Origin of the sequence: Streptomyces canus (genome assembly GCF_030815415.1) — a bacterium.
In the GTDB taxonomy this organism is placed as follows: domain Bacteria; phylum Actinomycetota; class Actinomycetes; order Streptomycetales; family Streptomycetaceae; genus Streptomyces; species Streptomyces canus_F.
This window is the reverse complement of sequence record NZ_JAUSWW010000001.1, coordinates 2,706,399-2,729,845: the sequence shown is the minus strand read 5'-3', so window position 1 is coordinate 2,729,845 and position 23,447 is coordinate 2,706,399. Positions and strand designations below refer to the sequence as shown.

The window sequence follows — 23,447 nt, the reverse complement described above, 5'->3', positions numbered from 1 at the left end:
TGAGAGGTCAACGACCCGATCAGTGCCGGTGCTCGTGGTCCGGGTGCGAGGGGTCGCCGGGGTGCTCGTAGCCCGGTGCGTACACGACGTCGGCCCGTGCCCGGTCCAGCCAGTCGAAGAAGGCGCGACGGCCTGCGGCGCGGCGCAGTTCGAGGACGATGGCCTCGCGGACCTGGGGGTAGGGCAGGAGGTCCGCCGTCTCGTGAAAGGGGTCGGCGCCGTGCCTCAGCGCGGCGGGGGTGAGGAAGCGGTCACGGTTGCGGTCGTAGTAGTCGTACACCGCCTCCTCGGGGATCACTTGCTCGCGTTCCAGTTGTTCGAGGAGGGTGCGTGCGGCCGGGGAGTGGGCCAGAGCGACTGCGACGATGCTGCCCAGCTCCGCAGGGGAGGCCGTGATGGGTTGTTTGTCGGGTGCGACGCCGTTGTGGCTGGTCGCGCCCCGCGGCGGAGCCGCTGATGGATACAGCCCCGCGCCCCTCAGGCCGCGCTTCGCGCAGGCCTGTCGGGCCAACTCGTCGACCACCACGATTTGCGTGGCCCACCGGCGCCGTTGCCGTTCGGCCCTGGCCAACGCCTCTGGTCTCGTTTCCCGGTCGCGAGCCGGGACGGCCTTCAGAAGGACGTCCACGCGGTCCTTGGGGACCGTCCTGCCGCGTACCTGTGCCGCGTATTCCTCGGTCACGGCTTCACCTCCAGTTCCACGGCCTCCGTGTACGCCACGCAGCCGTGCCAGCCCACCTTTGCCATCAGCCAGTAGGAACCCGGTGGCACCGCCGAGCCGTCCACCTCGATCACGTAGTCGGCCTCCGCTCCGCCGGCCACGGTGAAGCCCTGGGCGCCCGGCCCGACCCCGGGCCATGTGCCCCAGGAGGACACCGCCCAGAGGGTGCCGCTGACGGGGCCCCGGGTGGTGTTGCGCAGGGTCACGGGCACGCGGACGCGTTCGTCTCGTCGTACGACGACACGGTCAACTCCTAGATGTGACACCAGCGTTGGCCCCGTGTGCCCGTCCGGCACGTCCAGCGCCACCACGTCCTCGTACGTCTGCCCGCCGTACGACAGCCGCGCGGCCAGCCAGTGTCGGCCCGGTTCGGGCCCGGGCGGCGGTGTCACCGTGACCTCGGTGAGGCTGAAGCCGCCGGGGCCGAGTGTGTACGGCAGTTCGGCGGGCTCGGTGGACCAGCCGGGAGGCGCCTCGAAGGTCACCGTGCCCGACACCGGGGCGTCGGTGAGCTCCGAGCCGATCCGGACGGTCGCCGTGACGGGGCCGGAGACGGTGAGTGTGGTGGGGGAGACGTATACGGCGACCGGCATGTTGCCGCGCGGGGCGGGGCCGGAGTTGTGGAGCCAGTAGCGGGTGTGGACGGGCTGGGCGGGCTCGGCGGCGGCGATTCCGGGGCCCGGCGGTGTCGCCAGGGCATCTGCGGGCGTGGCGAGGACGGTGGCCACCTCGAAGCCGGCCAGGTCGACCCGCAGCATCCCGTCCGTATCCGGTGCGAGGGGCTCCCCGGGCGTCTCCAGTACGTTTGCCCGGGCGCCCTCCGTCCACCCGCGAGGCCGCGACAGACGTGCCCGCACCGGACGGCCGTTGACCTCGTGCACACGGACGACGACACCGCTGCCCGGGTCCGGCTGTGCCGTGCCGCCCCGGGCGAGCGGGGAGCCGGCCGGCTTGAGTGCGTCCAGCAACACCTCGCCCGCGGGCTCCAGTTGGAGCAGGGAGCTGTGCCGGGGCAGGAGCGCGTCCTGGGGCCGGGTCCGCAGCCTGGCGGTGAGCGGGCGGTTGAACTCGTGCCCGCGCTTGGGCAGTTGTCCCTCCCGCCAGTCGCCCTCGCCGGCGACGACGGCGTACTCGAAGGTGTGCGACCAGCGCTGGAGCTGGAAGGCGGAGCCGTCCGGGGCTGTGCGGCGCGGCGGGTCGACCCAGATGCCGGAGGGCCAGCCGGTACAGGAGCGCATGAGGGACATGTGGAGGTCGCCGGACGAGGTGACCACACAGCCGGGCGTGCCCCGGTTCAGGACCGAGAAGCTCCGGCCGTCCCAGGCGTCTCCGGGCGGCAGGGCCTCGCCGCTGCCCGCCGCGGTGGCCGTGACGGTGAAGTCGTCCAGGTCGGCGACGAGGGCGTCGACCGCCTTGGCGTCATCCTCACCGCCCGCCACGACGAGCAGCGGCAGCCGCTCCAGGTCCCGCAGATCGGCTCCCGGCACCCACTCCTCCCGCAGCGAGGCGCGCGGCGCGACCCACACGGCCGCCACGTCCCCCTCGGCGAGCTGCCGCCGCAGTTCGCGCCCGGCGGCCGGGTCCCAGCCGAGGGCCTCGGCGACCACGGAGTTGCGGTCGGGACCGCCGACGGCGATCCGGATGTCGGGAAGGTTGGAGTCGACCTCCAGGTCGCCGTAACGGGGCCCGCCCGCGATGGTCGAGGTCGCCGTGACCCCGGCGCGGACGAGGGCGGCGGCGAGCCCGGCGCCCAGCTCACCGGCCATGTCCCAGTCGCAGTAGATCAGTTCGGCGACCCCGATCGAGCGGTGCCCGAGGAGCGCGCCGGTGTCGTCGTGCACGGCGACCCGCGCGGTGGACCCCAGCCCGAACCAGGTGTTGGCCGGGTTGTCCAACGTCCACGGGAACTGCTCGCTGTCCACCTCCACGAACCCGAACCCGCGCCCGATCACCGCGTCCGCCACCTCGTGCACCGGCAGCCCGCCGCGCACGTCGGACGGCCAGCGCACCCGGATGAGCCGGTCGGCACCGTCGTACCCGTCGACGGTCGTGGAGACGTCCAGACGGTCGACGCCCTTCCACAGGGTCAACCGCTGTGTGTAGGTGAAAAGGCCGAGGTCGGCGCGGACCGTGACGCGCTGTCCGGCGGGGGAGTGCTCGACCTCGATGTCCGCCCTGACATCCCTGCTGCGCGCGGCGGTTGTGCCGGTCGGCGTGAGGTGCCAGGGGCCCTCGCCGAAGCGCGGGTGCCTCGGGTACTCCTCCTGCACGACGAGTTCGTTGCCGATGTCACCGGCGCGCAGCAGTTCCCGGGCCCCTTCCCGAAGGGCCCGCAGGCTGCTGACGCCGCCGCCGCGCGCGGGGTCGACGGTCAGCTCGTAGAACTCGTTGCGGATCGCGGCCCCTTCGGCCGGTGTCCACCCGGAAGCGGTGCCCTCGGCGAGCGGGACGGCCTTGAGGCCCAGTCCGGGCACGTCCGGTACGACGACGCTCAGCCGGCCGTCCTCCTCGCGCACGGCGGGCAGGGGAAGCCCGGTGCTCTCGTCGACGGGCAGGAGCCCCTCGTCGCGGACGCTCAGCACGTCCCTGCGCGTCCAGGTCGCGGAGTTGAAGACCACCAGGTCGGCGCCGTCGCCCGGCAGCGGGACGACCCGGTCCGCGAGGGCCTGCGTCGCGTCGGCGTGGACGGTCTCGGCGAGATCGTACAACTCCCGCCATCCGGTGAGGAGATCGATGTAGACCTGGTCCGACTCCGAACCGGTGATGGCGTCGTGATGGGCGCCGTAGACGAGTTGGCGCCACGCCTTGTCGAGCGCCGCGTCCGGGTAGGGGTGCCCGGTGGTGAGGGAGGCGAGGGTCGCCCAGGCCTCCGCGTCGGCGAGGAGGCTCTCGCCGTACCGTTGGGCCTGCTTGGTGTCGATGTAGGAGACGTCCTTGCCGGTGTAGACCGGGTTCATGTCCCGGGTCTGCGGGGAGGCCTTGCGGCCCTCCGCCGCCAACTCCGCCCGTACGGCGGCGAAGAAGTCCCGGGGTATCGCGCTGATGAACCGTGGCCAGACGTAACGGGCGTTCCAGTCACGGTGGATGCCCATCACCCAGCGGCAGGGCGGCGCGTAGTCCCCGCCGACGGGCAGCAGGACGTTCCGCGTGAGCGCGACCTTCTTCAGGCCCTTGAACAGCTTGAGCGCGGCCTGTTCGGCCGCCGGCAGGGTGGGCGCGTTGTCGATCGCCCAGCCCGCGCCGTAGTGGTTGACCATGTACGCGGTGAGGATGCCGCGCCCCGAGGGGGCGATCCAGTCGAACTCGGCCGGGAACTGCATCCGTCGGGGATCCCGGGGCTCCTCGCCGAACACGGAGAGCGTCGGCCCCCACTGGTGAAACGGCCCGCGCGCCCAGGAGCTGGAGGTGACCCCGGCGTCCGCCATCAGCCCGGGGAACTGCGGATCGTGCCCGAACGCGTCCAGCTGCCAGGCGGTCTCGGGCGACGCCCCCATGATCCCGCGCTGGTATCCGTCGCCGTACAGCGCGTTCCGTACGGTGGCCTCGGCGCCGGTGAGATTGGTGTTCGGCTCGTTGTACGTACCGCCCATGATCTCGACGCGGCCGGAGCGGATCAGCTGGCGCAGGAAGGCGCGCTCCTCCGGGAAGGCGTCCCAGTACGGCTTGAGATAGTCGACCTCCGCGAGCACGAAGGTGTACGCCGGGTCGCGCCGCGCGAGGTCGCAGTGGGCGCGCACCAGGCTCATCCCGGACTGGCCGCGCGAGTCGAAGGTGCGGGCCGGGAGGCCGGAGGCGGCCGGGTCGTCGGCGACGTCCCAGGTCTCGGTGTAGGCGGCCTGGGTGTTCCACCAGACGGGGTCGTAGTGGAAGTGGCTGACCATGAACATGGTCCAGCCGGGCTCGGCGGCAGTGAAGGGGGCGGTGTGCCGGTCGCTCAACTCACCGTCGACGGCCACGACCGTGATCTCGTCGCCCTCGCCGGTCACGGGTATCTCGGCGCGTGCGGTGCCGTCGTCGGCGGTGGTGACCAGCGTCTCCCCGACACTGCGGAGACCGCCCGGGCCCTCGGCCGTGAGGCGGACCGTGCGGCCCGGGACGTGGCTGATCTCGGCGACCACCACCTGGTGCGGCTGCTCGACGGTTCCGACGAAAAGCTCGGTCGACTCGACAGAGGTGACGCGCATGGGTCTCCTACGAGGATGCTCGGCGGAGCACCATCCTGGCACCGCAGGGATGGTTCAAACAACCATCTACGCGTGTTCTCGGTGAATCATCTATGCAATATCACTGCCGTCAGCGAGTGCGCCGACCCTTCGCCGAGTGCTGCGGCACGATGTGGTCGGTCAGCGCGAGGGAGGCGCTCGCGCGCTGGTAGGAGAGCTGCGCGACCCGGACGTAGAGGCAGTCGAGGAGCACCAGGACGGAGTGCCGGCCGCCGATGCCGGTGAGGAAGTTGGTCTCCGAGGCGGAGGAGACGAGCCGGATGTCGGCGGCCTTGGCGAGCGGTGAGCGCGGATCGGAGGTGATCGCCACGGTGGTCGCGCCGCGCTCCTTGGCCAGCTCGAACGGCTCGATGGTCTCCCGGGTGGCCCCCGAGTGCGAGATGCCCACGGCGACGTCCGCCGGGGTGAGCAGGGCCGCGGACGTGACCGCGCCGTGCACCTCGGTCCAGCCCCGCACCGAGCAGCCGATGCGGAACAGCCGGGTCTCCGTCTCCAGCGCCACCGCCCCGCTGCCGCCGGTGCCGTAGAGGTCGATACGGCGGGCCCGGGCCATGGCCTGGGCCGCGCGCTCGATCGCGTCGAGGTCGATCCGCTCGATGGTCTGCTGGACGGCCCGCAGGTCGGCGTTGCCCACGACCTGCACGACCCGCTCCAGGCTGTCGTCCGGGGAGATGTCCGGGCCGATCTCGGCGGTGCCCCAGTCGGAGACCTCGCCGCGACCGTGCTCCTTGGCCAGCTCGATCAGCAGATGCTGATAGGAGTCCAGGCCGATGGCCCGGCAGAAGCGGGTCACCGTGGCCTGCGAGGTGCCGGTGCGGCGGCCCAGCTCGGCGGCCGAGCAGTGGGTGACGGCGGCCGGATCCTCCAGGATCAGCTCGCCGACCTTGCGCAGGGAGCCGGCCAGCCGGGGCAGCTCGGTGCGGATCAGTGTCGTGACGTCCGTCGGAGGCATGAGAAGAAGGTACCAGCCACCGTTCACGCCACTCAGTGAATACCAGGACCGGACTCACGACGAGGCACGGGGTGAGATCGAGAGCGACGGGGAGGCGATTGAATGCAGCAGCCCTCTCATGGTTTATTGATTCACCGATGGAGATGTATAGGGTGGTTCAATCCATCAGTGGGGAGTGAGTGCCACGTGTCCGTCGAGTCCGTCAGCGCCCAGGGCTTCGCGCAGCAGAGCCTGGCCGTCCTTCAGCAGATCACCGAGTCCGCCCGCGCCGACGTGGCCCGCGCCGCGGAACTGATCGCCGACTGCGTACGCGCCGACGGCGTCATCCAGGCCTTCGGCACCGGCCACTCCCAGGCGATGGTCCTGGAAGTCGCGGGCCGGGCGGGCGGGTTGGTGCCCACGAACCGGCTGAGCATCGCCGACCTCGTCCTGTACGGCGGTGACGCCCCCTCCGTCCTCGACGACCCGCTCCTGGAGCGGCAGCCGGGCGTCGCCGAGCGGCTGTACGACCTCGCGGCCCCCCGCCCCCAGGACCTCTTCGTGATCATCTCCAACTCCGGCGTGAACAACGTCATCGTCGAGATGGCCCTCCACGCCAAGCGGCAGGGCCACAAGCTGCTCGCCATCACCTCCCTCGCCCACACCCATGCCGTCCCGGCCGGCCACTCCAGTGGCAAGAAGCTCGTCGACCTTGCCGACGTGGTCCTCGACAACGCGGCTCCGCGCGGGGACGCGTTGCTGGAGCTGCCGGGTGGGGGTGCGGTGTGTGCGTTGTCCACGTTGACGGGGGTGATGCTGGTGCAGATGGCGGTGGCGGAGGCGTCGGCTGTGCTGCTGGCCGCCGGGGAGCGGCCGCCGGTGTATGTCTCGGCCAATGTGCCGGGGGGCTTCGAGGGGAATCTGGAGCTGGAGAATCGGTATGCGGGGCGGATCCGGCGAACGGCGAGTTAGGGAAGGCCGCGGGGAAACTGCGGGCCGGTGGGGGCTGGTCGCGCCCACGCGGCGGAGCCGCAAATCGACGCGGCCCCGCGCCCCTGGGTGGGGAAGCCGGCTGTTAGTTGATCGGTACTGGTGTCAGTGCTACGGCCAATGGATAGGCGCCGGTTGTCAGTGGTGTGCCCGGGGTTCCGGTTGCTGTGTCGACCGGGATCAGTTTGTTTCCGTCGGCTGTCGTGACGTACGCCGTGCTGCCGCTCCAGTCCAGGCCCACGTCGAAGGCCGACCTGCCTACCGTGACCTTGGTGCCCGGGGCGCCGGTCACCGTGTCGACGGGAGTGACGTAGTCCCCGGTGCTGGGGCTGACCCACAGTGTCCGGCCGTCCGGTGACAGGCCGAGTCCGTATGCCTGGCCGGTGACCAGGAGGGTCGGTTCGGTGTCGTTCGTGGCCGTGTCGATCGGGGTCACCGTCGAGCCGCCGGAGTTGGACACGTAGACCGTCCTGCCGTCGGGCGCGGCGACGACGTTGAAGGGCCTCGGGCCCACGGGGATCGCGGTACCCGCCTTCGCGGTGGCCAGGTCGACCGGGCTGACCGTGTTGTCGTGGATGTTGGCCACGTACAGGGTCGTGCCGTCCGGGGTGATCGCCATGTTCTCGGGACCGTCGCCCACCGTGACCGGCGTACCGGCCACCAGGGTCGAGGTGTTCACCGGCTGGACCGTCCCGTCCGTGTAGTTGGCCACCCACAGCGTCCCGCCGTCCGGCGTCAGCGCGAGCCCGGCGGGAACGCGGCCCACGGCGACCGTGCCGCTGACCGAGCCGCTCGCCACGTCGATGACGCTGACGGTGTTCGAGCCCTGGTTGGCGGCGTAGGCGGTACGACCGTCGGCGCTGACCACGACCTCGCCGGGGTTGGCGCCCACGGCGATGTTCTTGGTCGTACCGGCACCCAGATCGATGGAACTCACGGATGCGCCACTGAAGTTGGCAGTCAGGGCTGTCAGCGAACCGGTCTTCTCGGTGACCTGGACCGGGATCGCCCGATCGAGGATGCCCGTACCCGACACCACGACCGAGTGGACGCCCTCGGTGATCCCGGTCAGCGTGACGGTGGCCGAGGCGCTGCCCCCGGCCGGGACCGTCACGGTGCCCTGGTCCGGCGAGGCGGTGACGCCGTCCGGAACGGCCAGTTTCCAGGTGACCGTGCGGGCTTCCTTGTCCGAGAAGTCGAGCGTCACCGTCTCGGAGGCGCCCGGCTTCAGGGAGAGCGAGCGCGGGGAGAAGGCGGCGTCGACGCCCGGATCGGGAGCGTTCTCCAGCATCGTCGTATAGAGGAACCGGTCCATCACGCCCGGCGAGACCTGCTCGGGTATGGCGTCCAATCCCTTGCGCGCGTCGCGGAGTTGGGACCAGTACGTCGACACCGCCGCCGCGTCGCCCCGCTTGTTGGCGAGCAGCAGATCCACGGCCGTCCGCCCCGCGCCCCCGTACTGGCCGAGCTTGTCCAGCCAGGCGGACGTCTCGTCGAGGAACCCCGGGTTGTCGAGCCGGGCGCGCAACTCGGCGGGTGTGGCCGCCATGTCGGTGAAGTACGAGCGCAGCGCGGCGGCGGCCCGGTCGAGCCCGCGGTCCTGCTCGTACGCCGTGCGGAAGTCGGCGATGAGCTCGGTCAGGGTGGGGGACTCGGTCGGGTCGAGCTGGGAGGAGTAGTTGTTCTCGGCGAAGATCCGCAGCCATCTGGCGGCGCCGGGACCGGCGAGGTCGCGGACCGAGGCGAGGAAGGTGGCCCGGGGGTCGTAGGAGTCCGGGTTCCAGAGGTAGGCGGCCGAGGTGAACAGCGCGAGCCTGCTCGCCTCGCCCTGGACCATCGGGTTGGCGGTGACGCCGGTCGCCGCCTTGGCCACGCCGGCCTCCCGTCCCGTGTAGGGGCCGAGCAGGAGGCGGCTGGTGACGTAGTCGTTGACCGGGTAGTTGTCCCAGATCAGGATCGGGTGGCCGAACACCTCACGGGCCTGGGCGACCTGCGCGGCGGTGATGGTCGGCGCGATCACTCCCGTGCCGGTCCACTCGACGACCACGGACGGGTCCAGCTTCTCGCGCAGGGCCGTCTTGTAGGGGGAGTCGGCGAGGTCGGAGTACTCGGTGGGGACCATCTCCAGGGGGTCGAGGCCGGTGTGGCCGGCCGAGAACGACTTCCACGCCTCGTTGAGGAGGTGGGCCTGGGCCGTGCCCGCCGCTCCTCCGCCCGTGCCGAACTCCCGCTCGTCGGCGGCGCAGTTCCATTTCGTGTAGCTGATGTCGTCCAGCGGGACCGCGAAGGACCGCACGCCGATCGCGTACAGCGAGTCGAACTTGCGGGTGAGGGCAGCGATGTCGGAGTCGGACGAGTAGCAGACCGACAGGCCGGGGGAGAGGGCGTAGGTGAAGCGGACGTGGTTGGCGGCGGCGCGGTCGACCAGTTCCTCGAGCCGGGCCAGTTCCGCGGACGGGTACTCGTCGCGCCACCGGTCGCGCAGATACGGGTCGTCCTTGGGGGAGTAGACGTACACGTTCTGCTTGGTGCGGCCGTAGAAGTCGAGCTGGCTCAGACGCTCGGCATGCGTCCAGGGAGTGCCGTAGAAGCCCTCGACGACTCCGCGCAGCGCGGCGGTGGGCCAGTCGCGGATCGTGGTCTCGGGCAGCTTGCCCGAGGTGCCGAGGAGTTGGCGCAGGGTCTGGGCGGCGTAGAAGGTGCCGGTGGCGTCGGATCCGGAGAGGGCGAGAAGGGTACGGCCGTCCCGGCGCCCGGACGCCAGGGCGTAACCGCCGGAAGGGAGTCCGGCCGGGGGCCGGGCGCCCAGGCGTTTCAGTGCCGCGGCGGTGCCGGGGCCGTCGAGATAGACCGTGAAGGCGGCCGACGCGGGCGGCTTGTCGACCGCGACGATCCGGTCGGCGCCGGCCTCGCGGAGGGCGGCCTCGACGACCTCGCGGGCCGAGGCGTCCGTGTCCGGGCCGACGACCTCCACGACCCGGTCGGGGACCGTGAACCGGCCGGGGCCGGCCTGCGTGCTCTGGGGTTTCGGCCAGACCTCGGGGGTGTGGTGCCGGGGTGCGGCCGACGCCGATGACAGGGACGGGGTGGTGAGACCGGCGGCCATCAGCAGCACGGCGGCCACCCCCGCCGATCTCCTGGAGAGTCTCGAACGCAAGGTGAATTCATCCACCGGTGGAGTCTATTGATGCTGATTCAATCATTCAATAGTGCCCCTGTCGGCAATCTTGACGCGCTGGATGTTACCGGTAACATTTCCTGTCGTGCTCCGAGAAACCCGTGTAGTCGAAGCCCCGGTGTTCAGCCCGGCCGCCGTCGTCGCCTCGTGCGTCGGCTTCGTTCTGATCGGTGCGCTCCAGGCCCTCTACGGGCCCGCCATCCCCGCCTTCCGTGAGGAGTTCGGGCTGTCCCCGTCGGCCGCCGGGCTGGGGCTGAGCGCGCACTTCGTCGGTGGGGTGGCCGGGGTGCTGCTCTTCGACCGGTGGTTCGGGCGGATCGGCAACCGGCGGATCCTCGGCGCCTCGTACCTCCTGATGGCCGTCGGCGCGGCGGGCTTCGCGCTCGCCCCCGACTGGCCGCTCGCCCTCGCCGCCGCCCTGTTGGCCGGGCTCGGCTTCGGTGGTATCGACTACGGGCTCAACCAGCTGTTCGCCGTCGGCTTCGGACATCGCTCGACGGCGATGCTGAACATCCTCAACGCCCACTTCGGCATCGGCGCGATCCTCGGGCCGGCCGTGATCGGCGCGGTCGGCGCCGAGCACTACCCGGCCGTCTTCCTCACCTTCGCGCTGGTCGACCTGCCGCTGCTGTGGTGCCTGAAGGGCGTACGGGACAAGGCGCCGCAGCCGTCCGGCACGGCCCCCGGCTCCGGTGCCGTCCTCGGCCGCAGCCTCGGCTCGGTGCTCGCCGTGTTCGTCGCGCTGTACGTCCTGCACGTCGGCATCGAGGCCGGCGTCGGCGGCTGGGAGCCCACCCATCTGGAGACCGTCGGCTACGGCGCCGGGGTCGCCGCCACCGCCACCTCCGTGTACTGGCTGATGATGACCGTGGGCCGGTTCCTGGTCGCGCCTCTCGCGCTGCGTTTCTCGGCGCAGGCGATCATCACGGTCTCGTGCGCCGGAATGACGGTCTGTCTCCTTCTCGCGTCCATCGGCGAGTTGGCGCCCTACGCCTATGCCGGCGTCGGTCTGTTCATCGCGCCGATCTTTCCCACCGGACTGCCCTGGCTCCACCAGGCCGCCCCGCAGGCCCGGCGGGCCGGAGCCCTGGTCATCGCGGCGTCGATGGCCGGCGGTGTGGTGGCCGGACCGGCCCTCGGCAAGGTCATCGAGTGGTCCGACATCAAGGCCGTACCGCTGCTGCTCGGAGGGGTTTCGGCGCTGTGCCTGGCCGCGACCCTTTGGCTGATCCGCAGTACTCCATCCCGCTCGCACTGAAGGGGAACACCCGCATGCCCGCACTGACGACGACGTCCGACGGTTTCCTGCTGCACGGCAAGCCGTTCCGCATCCTGTCCGGCGCCATGCACTACTTCCGCGTCCACCCCGACCAGTGGGCCGACCGGCTGCGCAAGGCCCGTCTGATGGGCCTCAACACCGTCGAGACCTATGTGCCGTGGAACGTCCACCAGCCCGATCCGGAGGGCGAGCTGGTCCTGGACGGCCTCCTCGACCTGCCCCGCTATCTGAGCCTCGCCAAGGAGGAGGGGCTGCACGTTCTGCTCCGGCCCGGCCCGTTCATCTGCGCCGAGTGGGACGGCGGCGGTCTGCCCGGCTGGCTCACCTCGGACCCGGACATCCGGCTGCGCAGCTCCGACCCCCGCTTCACCGGCGCCGTCGACCGCTACCTCGACCTGCTGCTGCCCCCGCTGCTGCCCCACATGGCCGAGGCGGGCGGTCCCGTCATCGCCGTCCAGGTGGAGAACGAGTACGGCGCCTACGGCGACGACAGCGCCTACCTGAAACACCTCGAACAGGCCTTCCGGAACAGGGGAGTCGAGGAGTTCCTCTTCACCTGCGACCAGGCCGACCCCGAGCACCTGGCCGCCGGCAGCCTTCCCGGGGTGCTGGCCGCCGGCACCTTCGGCGGACGGATCGACGCCGCGCTGGACCAGTACCGTGCGCACCGGCCCGAAGACCCGCTGATGTGCGCGGAGTTCTGGATCGGCTGGTTCGACCACTGGGGCGGCCCGCACCACACCCGGGACGCCGCCGACGCCGCCGCCGACCTGGACCGGCTGCTCTCCGCGGGCGCCTCCGTCAACATCTACATGTTCCACGGCGGCACCAACTTCGGCTTCAGCAACGGCGCCAACCACAAGCACGCCTACGAACCCACCGTCACGTCCTACGACTACGACGCCCCGCTCACCGAGTCCGGCGACCCCGGCCCCAAGTACCACGCCTTCCGCGAGGTCATCGCCCGCCACGCGTCCGTCCCCGACGAGCCGGTCCCGGCCCCGGGCCCCAAACTGCCGTCGGCCACCGTCGAGTTGACCCACCGCGCGGCACTGCTCCCGCACGCCGACGCCCTCGCCGCCCCGCTGCGCACCGAAGACCCCGCGATGATGGACGAGTTGGGCCTCAGCTTCGGATACGCGCTCTACCGGACCACCGTCCCCACGTCCGGCCAGGGTCTGCTGCACTTCGCGGGCGGGGTCGGCGACCGCGCTCAGGTCTTCCTGGACGGCGCCCCCGTCGGCGTACTCGAACGGCGTCACCACGACGAGGCCCTGCCCGTCCTCGTGCCCCGCCCCGGCGCCACGCTGGACGTGCTCGTGGAGAACATGGGCGGCGTCAACTACGGCCCCCGCATCGGCGCCCCCAAGGGTCTGCTCGGTCCGGTCTCCTTCAGCGGCACCGTCCTGCGCGCCTGGGACAACCACCCGCTGCCCCTGACCGACCTCACGGCCGTGCCCTTCACCCCGTCGGACGCCACCACGGACGCCGTACCCGCCTTCCACCGGGGCACCTTCGAGGTGGCGGAGCCGGCCGACGCCTTCCTCGCCCTGCCCGGCTGGACCAAGGGGCAGGCCTGGGTCAACGGCTTCCACCTCGGCCGCTACTGGAACCGCGGCCCCCAGCACACCCTCTACGTGCCCGCACCGGTCCTGCGCCCCGGCACCAACGACCTGGTCCTGTTCGAACTGCACGCCACCACCGGCACGACCGCCCGGCTCACGGACACCCCCGACCTCGGACCGGAGATCTCCTGATGCCGCACCATCTGCGCGTTCCCGCGCCCCCCGGCCCACCCCTCACCGGCCACCTCCCCTTCGCCGACGCGCCGGGCGTGCCCGACCCGATCGAGGTCACCAGCCGCTGTCTCACCCGCGGCGGGCGTCCCTGGTTCCCGGTCTCCGGAGAGTTCCACTACACCCGCTATCCGGCCGGGGAGTGGGAGGAGGAGCTCCTCAAGATGAAGGCCGGCGGTGTCACCGTCGTCGCCAGCTACGTCATCTGGATCCACCACGAGGAGATCGAGGGCCGCGTCCGCTTCGACGGCGACCGCGACCTGCGCCGCTTCGCCGAACTCTGCGCCCGCCACGGCCTGGACTTCATCCCCCGCATCGGCCCCTGGGTGCACGCCGAGGTCCGCAACGGCGGCCTGCCGGACTGGGTGTCGGCCCGCGACTGCGTGCCGCGTACCGACGACCCGGTCTATCTGGAGGCGGTGGGAGCCTGGTTCGAGGCCGTCGCCGAGCAGCTGCGCGGTCTCGACCGGGCGCACGGCGGCCCGATCGTCGCCGTCCAGATCGAGAACGAGCTCTACGACCAGCCCGGCCACCTGCTCACCCTCAAACGCATGGCCCAGGCGGCCGGTCTGAGCGCCCCCCTGTGGACCTCGACCGCCTGGGGCGGTGTCCAGCTCCCGCCCGACGAACTGCTTCCGCTGTACGGCGGCTACACCGAGACCTTCTGGACCGAGGCCGACGGCGGCTGGCCCGACACCTGCCGCAAGCACTTCTTCTTCACCCACCAGCGCGACGACGAGGGCATCGGATCCGACCTGCGCCCGGTGCACGTCCGCGGCAGCGCCCCGGACGCCAGTGCGGACCGATTCCCCTGGGCCACCTGCGAGTTGGGCGGCGGCATGGCCGTCTCCTACCACCGGCGCCCGCGCGTGGACGCCGCCGACATCGCCGCGCTCGGGCTCACCAAGATCGGGTGCGGCTCGGCGTGGCAGGGCTACTACATGTTCCACGGCGGCACGAATCCCGCGGGCGAACTGACCTCGCTCCAGGAGTCCCACGCCACCGGCTACCCGAACGACCTGCCCGTCCTGACGTACGACTTCCAGGCACCGCTCGGCGAGTACGGGCAGTACCGGGCCACGTACGACGAACTCCGGCTCCAGCACCTGCTGTTGGCCGACTTCGGGCATCTGATCGCGCCGATGGAGTCGGTGCTGCCCTCTACGCGGCCGCTCGGGCAGGACGACCGGGACACACTGCGCTGGGCCGTACGCGGTGACAGCGGTTCGGGATTTCTGTTCGTCAACAACCACCAGCCCCACGAGCCGTTGCCGGATCACGTGGGGACGTCGTTCACGGTGGAGTTCCCCGAGGGCGGCCCGGTGAGCCTCCCGAGCGCTCCCGTGACCGTCCCGTCGGGGGCCGCCTTCTGCTGGCCGCTGCGGCTCGACGTGGCCGGGCTGCGCGTGGAGTGGGCGACGGCGCAGCCGGTGTGCACGGTCCAGGACGGCGGCCGTACCGTGCTGGTGCTCGCCGCGGTGGCGGGCATCGCGCCCGAACTCGCCCTGGACGAGGGCACGGTGGACTCACTGAGCACGCCGTCCGGGCAGGTCACGCACACCGGCGGCCGGGTCCTGGTCACCGGGCTGCGGCCCGGTACCGACGCCCTGGTCGAGGTGGAGACGGCGGCGGGCGGCCGCGTCGGGCTGCTGGTGCTGGACGCGGCCACGGCACGGACCGCCTACCGGGGGGAGAGCTGGGGTGCCGAGCGGCTGGTGCTGTCCGACGCCGGTGTGGTCTTCGACCGGGGTGAGGTACGGCTGCACAGCACCGTGGAACGGCCCTCGTACGCCGTGTTCCCCGCGCCGCCCGCCCGGGAGGGGGTGCCGGACGGGGTGTTCGCCCGGTACACCCTGCCGGCGGACGGCACCGGTGCCGGGGAGGCGTCGGTCACGCTCCTCAGACCCGCCGGTCCCGCGCCCGAGCCCGCCACCGGGGTGCAGGGGCGGGCCAGTGCGCCGGCCGACAAGTACTTCGACACGGCGGCCGCCGAGTACCGGGTCGACCTGCCGGAGGAGGTGCCACCGGGGACACTGCTGCGTATCCACTGGACCGGGGACGTGGGGCGCGCCTACGTGGGGGACACCCTTGTCGCCGACCAGTTCTTCTCGGGACGGGTGTGGGACATCGGGCTGGACCGGATCCCGGCGGGGCCGCTGCGGCTGCGGGTGCTTCCTGGCTCTGAGGGTGCCGACGTGTACGTTCCGCCGGAGGCCGGGGACGGCTGGGGGAGGGCGGGTGTCGAGCGGGTGGAGCTGGTGACTGTTCGCCGCAGGGCTGTGGGGTGACGTGTCGGCTGCGGGTGCGTGGGGGCTGGTCGCGCCCACGCGGCGGTAGCCGCAGATTGAGACAGCCCCGCGCCCCTAGGGGCGCGGGCTGGGCCTGCGACCTATGCTGGGGCCCACCCAGCCCCCGAAGAGATGCTGAGAGAAGCACCCGCGATGGACCCTCGCGCCGCCGACGCCCCCGCCCCCAAGGGGCGCAGTCGACGCAACTTCGCGGGTTCGCGGCCGGTCATGGACGACGTGGCGCGGCTGGCCGGGGTGTCCAAGCAGACCGTTTCGCGGGTGCTGAACGACAACCCGGCCGTCCGTCCCGAGACGCGTGAAGTCGTGCAGGCCGCCATGCGGAGCCTCGGCTACCGGCCCAGCCGCAGTGCGCGGTCGCTGGCCAGCGGGCGGACGCGGATGCTCGGGGTCATCTCCTTCGACGCCGCCCGCTACGGGCCCGCCAGTACCCTGACCGCCATCAACACCGCCGCCCAGAAGGCCGGTTACCTGCTGAGCTCCATGGCCCTGGACGACACCGCCGATCACGCCACGGTCGCCGAGGCCGTGGACCGGCTGTCGGCCGAGGGGGCGGACGGCGTCATCGCCATCGCGCCCCAGCACCGGGTGGGGCAGGCGCTGGCCGACACCCATCTCGACACCCCGCTGGTGGTCCTGGAGAACGAGATCAGGGGCGGCACCCAGCTGGTCACCGCCGACTCCCGCAACGGCGCCCGCAAGGCCGTCGAGCACCTGCTGCGCCTCGGACACCCCACCGTGTGGCACATCGCGGGGCCCACCGGCTGGACCTCCGCCGACCAGCGCCTCATCAGCTGGCAGGACACCCTGAAGGCGGCGGGCGCCGAGGTGCCCGAGCTGCTCATCGGCGACTGGAGCGCGGACTCCGGGTACGAGCTCGGCCGGCGGCTGGCCCGGCGCCCGGACGTCACCGCCGTGTTCGCCTCCAACGACCAGATGGCCCTCGGTCTGCTGCACGCCCTCCACGAGGCGGGACGCCGGGTCCCCGAGGACGTGAGCGTCGTCGGATACGACGACATCCCCGAGGCGGCCCATCTGCTGCCGCCGCTCACCACCGTCCGCACCGACTTCGCCGCGATCGGCAGGCGTTCGCTGCGGCTCCTGCTGGACCGGATCGACGGGCGGACCGAGGAGCGGGTCGAGCCGCTGATCCCCGTCGAGGTCATCGTCCGCCGCAGCTGCGGCCGGCCGCCGCGCGGCTGACAGCCCGCTTCCGCCTCGCCCCTTGTGCCGCGTCGAGCCGGTGGTCATCGAGGGGGCGGGACCGATTGAAGACGTGGCATGAGGTGCGGAGTCTTCCGTTCGCCGTGCGGCTCCTGCTGGTCAACCAGCTCGGTGTCAACACCGGCTTCTACCTCCTCGTCCCGTACCTCGCCACCCATCTCGGCGAGAACCCGGGCATGTCGGCGGCCGTCGTCGGCGTCGTCCTCGGGGTGCGCAACCTCAGCCGGCAGGGCCTGTTCCTCATCGGCGGCTCGGCCTCCGACCGGCTCGGCGCACGCGGCATGATCATCGCCGGCTGCGCCCTGCGGACGGTCGGGTTCGCGCTGTTCGCGCTCGGCGACGGACTGGCGGTGCTGCTCGCGGCGTCCGTGCTCAGCGGGGTCGTCGACCTGCCGTCCGCCCTGCCGCTCGGGCTCGGCGGGAATCATCTGGACGGAGCTGGCGTTGCCGTGACGGACCCGGTCACGGCCGGTCGAGCTCGAACCAGACGATCTTGCCGGTGCTCAGCCGGGACGCTCCCCAGTGCCGGGCCACCCTGTTCACCAGGTACAGGCCCCGCCCGCCCTCGTCCGTGGCCCGCGCCTGCCCGAGCACCGGGAGCCGGGGCTCGTCGTCGGTGACCTCGCAGCGCAGCACGTGGGTGCGCAGCAGCCGCACGGTGATGGGCCGGGACGCGTACCGCACGGCATTGGTGACGATCTCGCTGACCAGCAGCTCCGCGGAGTCGCTGAGCTCCTCAAGACCCCAGCGGGACAAGGTGCGCCGGACCAGTCGGCGGGCCCGGCCGGGTGTCGCCTCCGACGGCTCCAGGAACCAGTACGCCACGTCGCTCGGCGCGATCCCCTCGAAGCGGGCGGCGAGCAGTGCGATGTCGTCGTCCCGGTCGCCCGGTCCGAGCATGTCGAGCACCTCGTCGCACAGCTCCTCCAGCGGCGGTGGGCGCTCGGGGCCGGTCAGCCGCGCGGTCGCGGCGAGCTTCTCGCGCAGTTGCTCGATACCGGTCCACACGTCCCGCAGGCGTGACTCGACGAGCCCGTCCGTGTAGAGGAGCAGGGTGGCGTCGGCCGGGGCGTCCAGTTCCACGGCTTCGAAGGCGACGCCGCCGACTCCGATGGGTGCGCCCGGGGGCACCCGCAGCACCTCGGTGCGGCCGCCCAGGTGCACCAGGATGGGCGGGGGGTGGCCGGCGTTGGCGATGGTGATGCGGTGCGCGACCGGGTCGTAGACGGCGTAGAGGCAGGTCGCCATGCGGTCGGCGCCCAGCCGCTGGGCCTGCTCGTCGAGATGGTGCAGTACCTCCTGCGGCGGCATGTCGAGACCGGCGAGCGTCTGGGCCGTCGTCCGCAGCTGGCCCATCACCGCGGCGGAGGTCATGGAGTGGCCCATGACATCGCCGACGACCAGCGCGACCCGGCTGCCCGGCAGGGGGATCGCGTCGTACCAGTCGCCGCCGACACGGGCCGTCTCGGCGGCCGGGAGGTAGCGGGACGCCAGCCGGACGCCGGTCGGGCGGGGCAGGGTCTCGGGGAGCATGGCGCGCTGGAGTTCGTCGGCGATGTACGCCTCACGGCCGTACAGGGCCGCCTTGTCGATGCCGAGGGCACTGTGGGTGGCGAGCTGGGCGGCGAGCAGGAGATCGTCCTGTTCGAAGGCGGGGCGTTCGGGGCTGCGCAGGAAGAGGGCGGCGCCGATGACGCGGCGGCGCCCGCGCAGGGGGGCGAGGATGGCGTGCTGTCCGGCGGGGGTCACCGACTCGCTGCCCTTGCCGAGGAGTTCGGGCAGGGCGGCCTGGGCCGCCGGAGAGTTGGTGAAGACGGGGCGTACGCCTCGCAGCACCTCGGCGAGCGCGCCGCCGCCCGGCACGGTGCAGCGCTCGGCGACGAGTTCGTCCAGCGCGGGTGGCCTGGGCCGTGGGTCGTCCACGGGTCGGAGACCGTCTTCTTCGTGCGGGATCCGGTCGGTCCGGTGCAGTCGCAGGACGAGCGGTTCGACGGGACGTTCGTCGCCGACCGGCAGCGGTTCGCGGAGGTACACGAGGATCGCGTCCGAGAAGGTCGGCACGCTGGCCCGGCACAGCCCGATCACGATCTCGTCCAGGTCGATGCCGCGAGCGATCCGGCGGGTCGCCGCCCCGGCGAAGCGCAGCCGGTCGCCCTCGCGGCTCATGGGGGTGGGGATGGTTGCGGAGGCCGGGGATCGTGGGAACGGCTTGTGCGTTTCGGCGGCGGGGGGTGGTGAGGCGGCCGTCGAGGGTGAGTCGGTCGTGGAGGGTGCGGAGATCGTGGGTGGTGGGTCAGCCGCGGCCGATGAGTCAGCTGTGGAAGGTGAGGCGGCCGTCGGGGGTGCGGAGGCCGTAGACAGTGAGTCCGCCGTGTCGGTCGTGGCGCTCGTGGACGGTGCGGCGGTCGTCCGGGGTGAGGCTGTCGCCTCGCTCACGCCGAGTGCGGCCTGTGCCGAGAGCCGGTCGGCCGTCAGCACGTCGTCGGCGTCGAAGGCCTCGCGGTCGGGGCGGCGGAGGAACACGGCCGCGCCGAGTACGCCCCGCGCGTCGGACAGGGGGGCGAGGAGGACGCGATGACCCCCCGGCAGAACGAGAGCCGAGCCCAGCAGTTCGCGGAGCGCCGGGTCGATCGCCGGGGAGATCCGGCTCAACGTCTCTCCCGCACGCAGGACTTCGGCCAGGTCACCTGAGCGCGCCACCAGGGCGAGAACCGGCACCGGTGCGCCGGTCGACCCGGCCAGGTCCGGTCCGCCTTCCGGGAACCGGCTCGCGGTCAGGTGGAGTCGGCCGGGGACCGTTTCCCGCTCGTACGAGGCACCGGGGCCGGGCGCGAGGTAGACGAGAACCGCGTCCGCGAAGTGCTCCACGCCCACCGCACAGAGTTCATGGACGACCTCCGCACGGTCCTCGGCGCGGGCGATGCGGCGAACTGCCGTGGCAAGCAAACGTTGGGGATCGGACCGCATCGCCTCTCCGCGCAGGTGACCACGGGGGTTGCCTCCCAGGGCACGGACTCCACAGCCCGGCGACTGCCATCCTGGGGGAGCCCGGAAGATCTGTCCAGCCGTTCATGGCGAGCCGGGCCTGCCAACTTGGCTTCCGCAAACGAGACTTGCCCGTCCGGTGACATTTCGCCGCCCGCGGGCCCGGCCCGGTCCGTTCAGCCGTCCGCCGCGCCGCCCCGTCCCAGCGGCAGCGACACCGTGAACACCGTCCGGCCCGGCTCGCTGCTCACCTCCACCGTGCCGCCGTGGGCCCATACCAGGGCGCGGGCCACCGCCAGGCCCAGGCCGCTGCCGCCGCGGTCGCGACTGCGGGCCTTGTCGACGCGGTAGAAGCGGTCGAAGACCTTCTCCTGGTCGGCGGCCGGGATGCCGGGGCCGGCGTCCGTCACACGGACCAGGACCCGGGCGGAGACGACCGTGACCGCCACCGACACCGGGGTGCCGGCCGGAGTGTGCACGGCCGCGTTGGTGAGGAGGTTGTCCAGGACCTGGCGGATGCGGTGCGGGTCCAGGCGCAGCACCAAGGACTCCGGGCCCTTTGTCAGTGTCAACGGGCGGTCCCGGTGTGCGGCGCGGAAGGCGTCGGCCGCGTCGTGGACCAGTTCCACCAGGTCCGTGTCCTTGGGCCGCAGCGGGGTGTCCACCTCCGCGGCGTCGAGCCGGGCGAGCATCAGCAGGTCGTCCAGCAGGACACCCATCCGGGCCGCCTCCGCGCGCAGCCTCGCCAGATGCCGGTCCCGCTCCTCGGGCTCGTTCGCGGCGGCGTACTGGAAGAGGTCCGCATAGCCCCGTACGGACATCAAAGGCGTACGGAGCTCGTGCGAGGCGTCCGCGACGAACCGGCGCAGCCGCTGCTCGGCCTCCGCGCGCACCGCGAGCGAGTCGTCGATGTGCTCCAGCATCGTGTTGAACGCGGTGCGCAGCTCCTCGACCTCCGGGCCGCCGCCCTTGCGGTCCGCGCGCAGCGGCAGCCGGGCCTCCGGGTCGGTGAGGTTGTGCGAGGAGATGCCGTGCGCGGTGTACGCCATGTCGCTCAGCGGTTTCAGGCCCTTGCGCAGCACCTTCCGCCCGAACAGCACCAGCGCCAGCAGCGCGAGACCGAACGTGACGACCTGGATCGTGATCAGCTGCCCCACGGTCTCGTCGATCTCGTCCATGGGTGCCGCGCTGACCAGGACCACACCGGGCTCGACCTCGCAGGCCCGCAGCCGGTAGTCGCCCGCGCCCCTGAGATGCGCGGTGCGCAGCAGCTCGCTGCCGGCGCTGGTCTGCGCCTGCGCCAGGGACGTGAAGTCGTCGACGTCCTCCGGCAGGTCGGTGGCGTCCTCGGGGGTACGGAGCTGGGCGGTGCCGTCCTTCACGTCGTACACGGCGTAGTACCAGCGCCAGTACTTCTTGCCCGCCAGTGAGCCGTGGTCCACGATGCTCTTGGACTGGGCGACCTGGGCGATCTGGAGCTGCTCGTTGAGCTGGGCCGACAGATAGTCCCGCATGTACGTGGTCAGCGCGGTGCCCACGACACCGAACACCAGCAGCGCCAGCACGCCGAGGCCGAGCGCCAGCCGGGTGCCGAGCCGGAGTCGGCGATACGCCTGACGGAACCGCCGGATCACTCGGCCGCCTGCCGGATCACATAGCCGAAGCCCCGGACGGTGTGGATGAGCGGATCACCCGTGTCGTCCAGCTTGCGGCGCAGCCGGCTGACGACCAGCTCGACGACGTTGGAACGGCCGCCGAAGCCGTACTCCCACACATGGTCGAGGATCTGCGCCTTGGTGAGCACGGTCGGTGACTTGCGCATGAGGTAGCGCAGTACCTCGTACTCGGTCGGGGTGAGCGTGAGCAGTTTGTCACCGCGGCGCACCTCGCGGGTGTCCTCGTCCATCGTCAGATCGGCCACCCGCAGCACCGATCGCTGGAAGCCGGGCCCCGCGGAGCGCCGCAGCACGGTCCGCAGCCGGGCCATCAGCTCCTCCACCGCGAACGGCTTCACCAGATAGTCGTCGCCGCCCCGGGTCAGCCCCGCCACCCGGTCGGCGACCGCGTCCCGGGCGGTGAGGAACACCACGGGCACCATCGTGCCCGAGCTGCGCAGCCGCTCCAGGACGCCGAAGCCGTCGATGTCGGGCAGCATGAGATCGAGGACCACGATGTCCGGACGGAACGACGCGGCACGGCTCAGCGCCTCCTCCCCGGAGTTCGCCGTCACCGCGTCCCAGCCCTCGTAGCGGGCGACGGTCGCCACGAGGTCGGCGATGGGCGGGTCGTCGTCCACGACGAGGAGGCGTACTTTTTCCACCCGTTCATAGTGCGTCACGCGGGCCCCGACTCCAGAGCCGATGCTTCCTCGCGGCCACATCGATAACCACTTGAAAGTTCTACGACAGTATATCGACAGGTCGCTCAAGCGAAGCTCGATTACCCAGGCCCCGATCAAGGAGCTCCGTCCGTGACGACGACCGTCAAACCGCCCACCGCGCCCCCCACGGCGACACGGCCCAAAGTGGTGGCCCGCACCGGCCTGTACGCCGTGCTCGCCGCGAACGCGGCCCTGGTCGCCCTCTTCTTCGCCCAGGCCGGGTTCGCCTCCAACGCACTGATCGTGATCGGCCGGCTCGCCGGTCTCTACGGCGCCCTGTTCATGGCCTTCCAGCTGCTCCTGGTGGCCCGCCTCCCGTGGCTCGACCGCCGCATCGGCATGGACCGGCTGACCTCCTGGCACCGCTGGACCGGCTTCGGCATCCTGTGGACGCTCCTCGCGCACCTCGTCTTCATCGCCTTCGGCTACGCCCAGGGCACCGAGGTGGGCCCGATCGGCACGGTCGTCGACCTCGCCGAGACCACCGAGGGCGTGCTCCGCGCGCTCACCGCCTTCGCGATCATCCTCGTGGTGGGCTGTGTCTCGGCCCGCTACGCCCGCCGCCGGCTGGCCTACGAGACCTGGCACTTCATCCACCTGTACACCTACGTCGCGGTGCTGCTGGCCTTCACCCACCAGGTCGCGGTCGGCACGACGTTCACCTCGTCGAACGCCGCGAAGACGTACTGGTACGGACTGTGGACCGTCGCCCTCGGCTCGGTGGTCCTGGGCCGGATGGTGCTGCCGCTGTGGCGCAACCTGCGCCACCAGTTCCGTATCCAGGCCGTCGTCCCCGAGTCCGACAACGTCGTCTCGATCTACGTCACCGGCCGTGACCTGGACAAGCTGCCCGCCCAGGCCGGCCAGTTCTTCCTGTGGCGCTTCCTGACCAAGGACCGCTGGTGGCAGGCGAACCCCTTCTCCCTCTCGGCGGCCCCCGACGGCCGCACCCTGCGGCTCACCGCGAAGGTCGCCGGTGACGGCACCGCCGCCCTGCGCCACCTGAAGCCCGGCACGCGCGTCTTCGCCGAGGGCCCCTACGGCGCCTTCACCGCGCTGCACCGCACCCGCCCCGAGGCCGTCCTCATCGCCGGCGGTGTCGGCGTCACCCCGATCCGGGCGCTCCTGGAGGAGCTGCACGGGCACGCCGTCGTCATCTACCGCGTCGCCACCGACCGGGACGCCGTCCTCTACGAGGAGCTGCGCGAGCTCGCCCACGCCAAGGGCGCCGAGCTGCACCTGGTGACCGGCCCGCCGGTGCCCGACAAGCTGGCCCCGGCCGAGCTGCTCCGGCTGGTCCCCGACATCACCGACCGGGACGTCTTCCTGTGCGGACCGCCCCCGATGATGAACGCCGTGCTCGGCAGCCTCCGTGAGCTGAACGTGCCCAAGGCGCAGACCCACTTCGAGCGCTTCAGCCTGGCGGGATGAGGA

Annotated in this window: 13 protein-coding genes and 1 pseudogene; 7 read left to right on the top strand and 7 right to left on the bottom strand. The window is 71.8% G+C overall.

The annotated features are described in order from the left end of the window. Nucleotides 1–19 precede the first annotated feature (19 nt). The 3 genes from QF037_RS12600 to QF037_RS12590 form a co-directional block, all read right to left on the bottom strand. Nucleotides 20–682, bottom strand: coding sequence for a peptidyl-prolyl cis-trans isomerase (locus QF037_RS12600; RefSeq protein WP_307024640.1), 663 nt, complete (start codon nt 680–682; stop codon nt 20–22). Beyond that, nucleotides 679–4,905 carry a glycoside hydrolase family 38 N-terminal domain-containing protein gene (locus QF037_RS12595; protein WP_307024637.1) on the bottom strand — a complete coding sequence of 1,409 codons (4,227 nt, stop codon included), beginning with the start codon at nt 4,903–4,905 and terminating at the stop codon, nt 679–681. The genes QF037_RS12600 and QF037_RS12595 overlap by 4 nt, the downstream gene beginning before the upstream one ends. A 109-nt stretch (nt 4,906–5,014) precedes the next feature. Beyond that, nucleotides 5,015–5,896, bottom strand: a complete 882-nt coding sequence (locus QF037_RS12590) for a MurR/RpiR family transcriptional regulator (protein ID WP_307024634.1) — start codon at nt 5,894–5,896, stop codon at nt 5,015–5,017. A gap of 186 nt (nt 5,897–6,082) precedes the next feature. Here QF037_RS12590 and QF037_RS12585 point away from each other — a divergent pair, with 186 nt between their 5' ends. After that, nucleotides 6,083–6,847 (top strand): SIS domain-containing protein, encoded by a 765-nt coding sequence (locus QF037_RS12585; protein WP_307024632.1) that lies wholly within the window; start codon nt 6,083–6,085, stop codon nt 6,845–6,847. 103 nt (nt 6,848–6,950) lie between these two features. Here the strand turns inward: QF037_RS12585 and QF037_RS12580 are convergent, their stop codons facing one another. Beyond that, nucleotides 6,951–10,037 carry a beta-N-acetylglucosaminidase domain-containing protein gene (locus QF037_RS12580; RefSeq protein WP_444972113.1) on the bottom strand — a complete coding sequence of 1,029 codons (3,087 nt, stop codon included), beginning with the start codon at nt 10,035–10,037 and terminating at the stop codon, nt 6,951–6,953. A gap of 91 nt (nt 10,038–10,128) precedes the next feature. Between QF037_RS12580 and QF037_RS12575 the strand changes: the two genes are divergently transcribed. The 5 genes and pseudogenes from QF037_RS12575 to QF037_RS12555 all read left to right on the top strand — a co-directional run. Next, nucleotides 10,129–11,301, top strand: coding sequence for an MFS transporter (locus tag QF037_RS12575; protein WP_307024630.1), 1,173 nt, complete (start codon nt 10,129–10,131; stop codon nt 11,299–11,301). 14 nt (nt 11,302–11,315) lie between these two features. After that, nucleotides 11,316–13,079 (top strand): glycoside hydrolase family 35 protein, encoded by a 1,764-nt coding sequence (locus QF037_RS12570; RefSeq protein ID WP_307024628.1) that lies wholly within the window; start codon nt 11,316–11,318, stop codon nt 13,077–13,079. Beyond that, a complete protein-coding gene (locus QF037_RS12565) occupies nt 13,079–15,406 on the top strand; it encodes a beta-galactosidase (protein ID WP_307024626.1) in 2,328 nt (775 codons plus the stop codon). Before QF037_RS12570 ends, QF037_RS12565 begins: the two co-directional genes overlap by 1 nt. A gap of 153 nt (nt 15,407–15,559) precedes the next feature. Further along, nucleotides 15,560–16,627: a LacI family DNA-binding transcriptional regulator gene (locus QF037_RS12560; RefSeq protein WP_307024624.1), complete on the top strand. Its 1,068-nt coding sequence runs from the start codon at nt 15,560–15,562 to the stop codon at nt 16,625–16,627. A gap of 65 nt (nt 16,628–16,692) precedes the next feature. Next, a pseudogene (locus tag QF037_RS12555) lies at nt 16,693–17,031 on the top strand (MFS transporter); the annotation flags it as partial. Nucleotides 17,032–17,110: 79 nt separating this feature from the next. Here the strand turns inward: QF037_RS12555 and QF037_RS12550 are convergent. The 3 genes from QF037_RS12550 to QF037_RS12540 form a co-directional block, all read right to left on the bottom strand. After that, entirely contained in the window at nt 17,111–19,009 is a 1,899-nt protein-coding gene (locus QF037_RS12550; RefSeq protein WP_373463953.1) for an ATP-binding SpoIIE family protein phosphatase, read from the bottom strand. An 800-nt stretch (nt 19,010–19,809) separates the two neighbouring features. Beyond that, complete coding sequence (locus QF037_RS12545; protein ID WP_307024622.1) at nt 19,810–21,267, bottom strand: sensor histidine kinase; 1,458 nt, start codon at nt 21,265–21,267, stop codon at nt 19,810–19,812. Beyond that, nucleotides 21,264–21,953 (bottom strand): response regulator transcription factor, encoded by a 690-nt coding sequence (locus QF037_RS12540; RefSeq protein WP_307024620.1) that lies wholly within the window; start codon nt 21,951–21,953, stop codon nt 21,264–21,266. The genes QF037_RS12545 and QF037_RS12540 overlap by 4 nt, the downstream gene beginning before the upstream one ends. A 150-nt stretch (nt 21,954–22,103) precedes the next feature. On the opposite strand from QF037_RS12540, the gene QF037_RS12535 reads away from it, so the two are divergent. Beyond that, entirely contained in the window at nt 22,104–23,444 is a 1,341-nt protein-coding gene (locus QF037_RS12535; protein ID WP_307024618.1) for a ferredoxin reductase family protein, read from the top strand. Nucleotides 23,445–23,447: the final 3 nt, after the last annotated feature.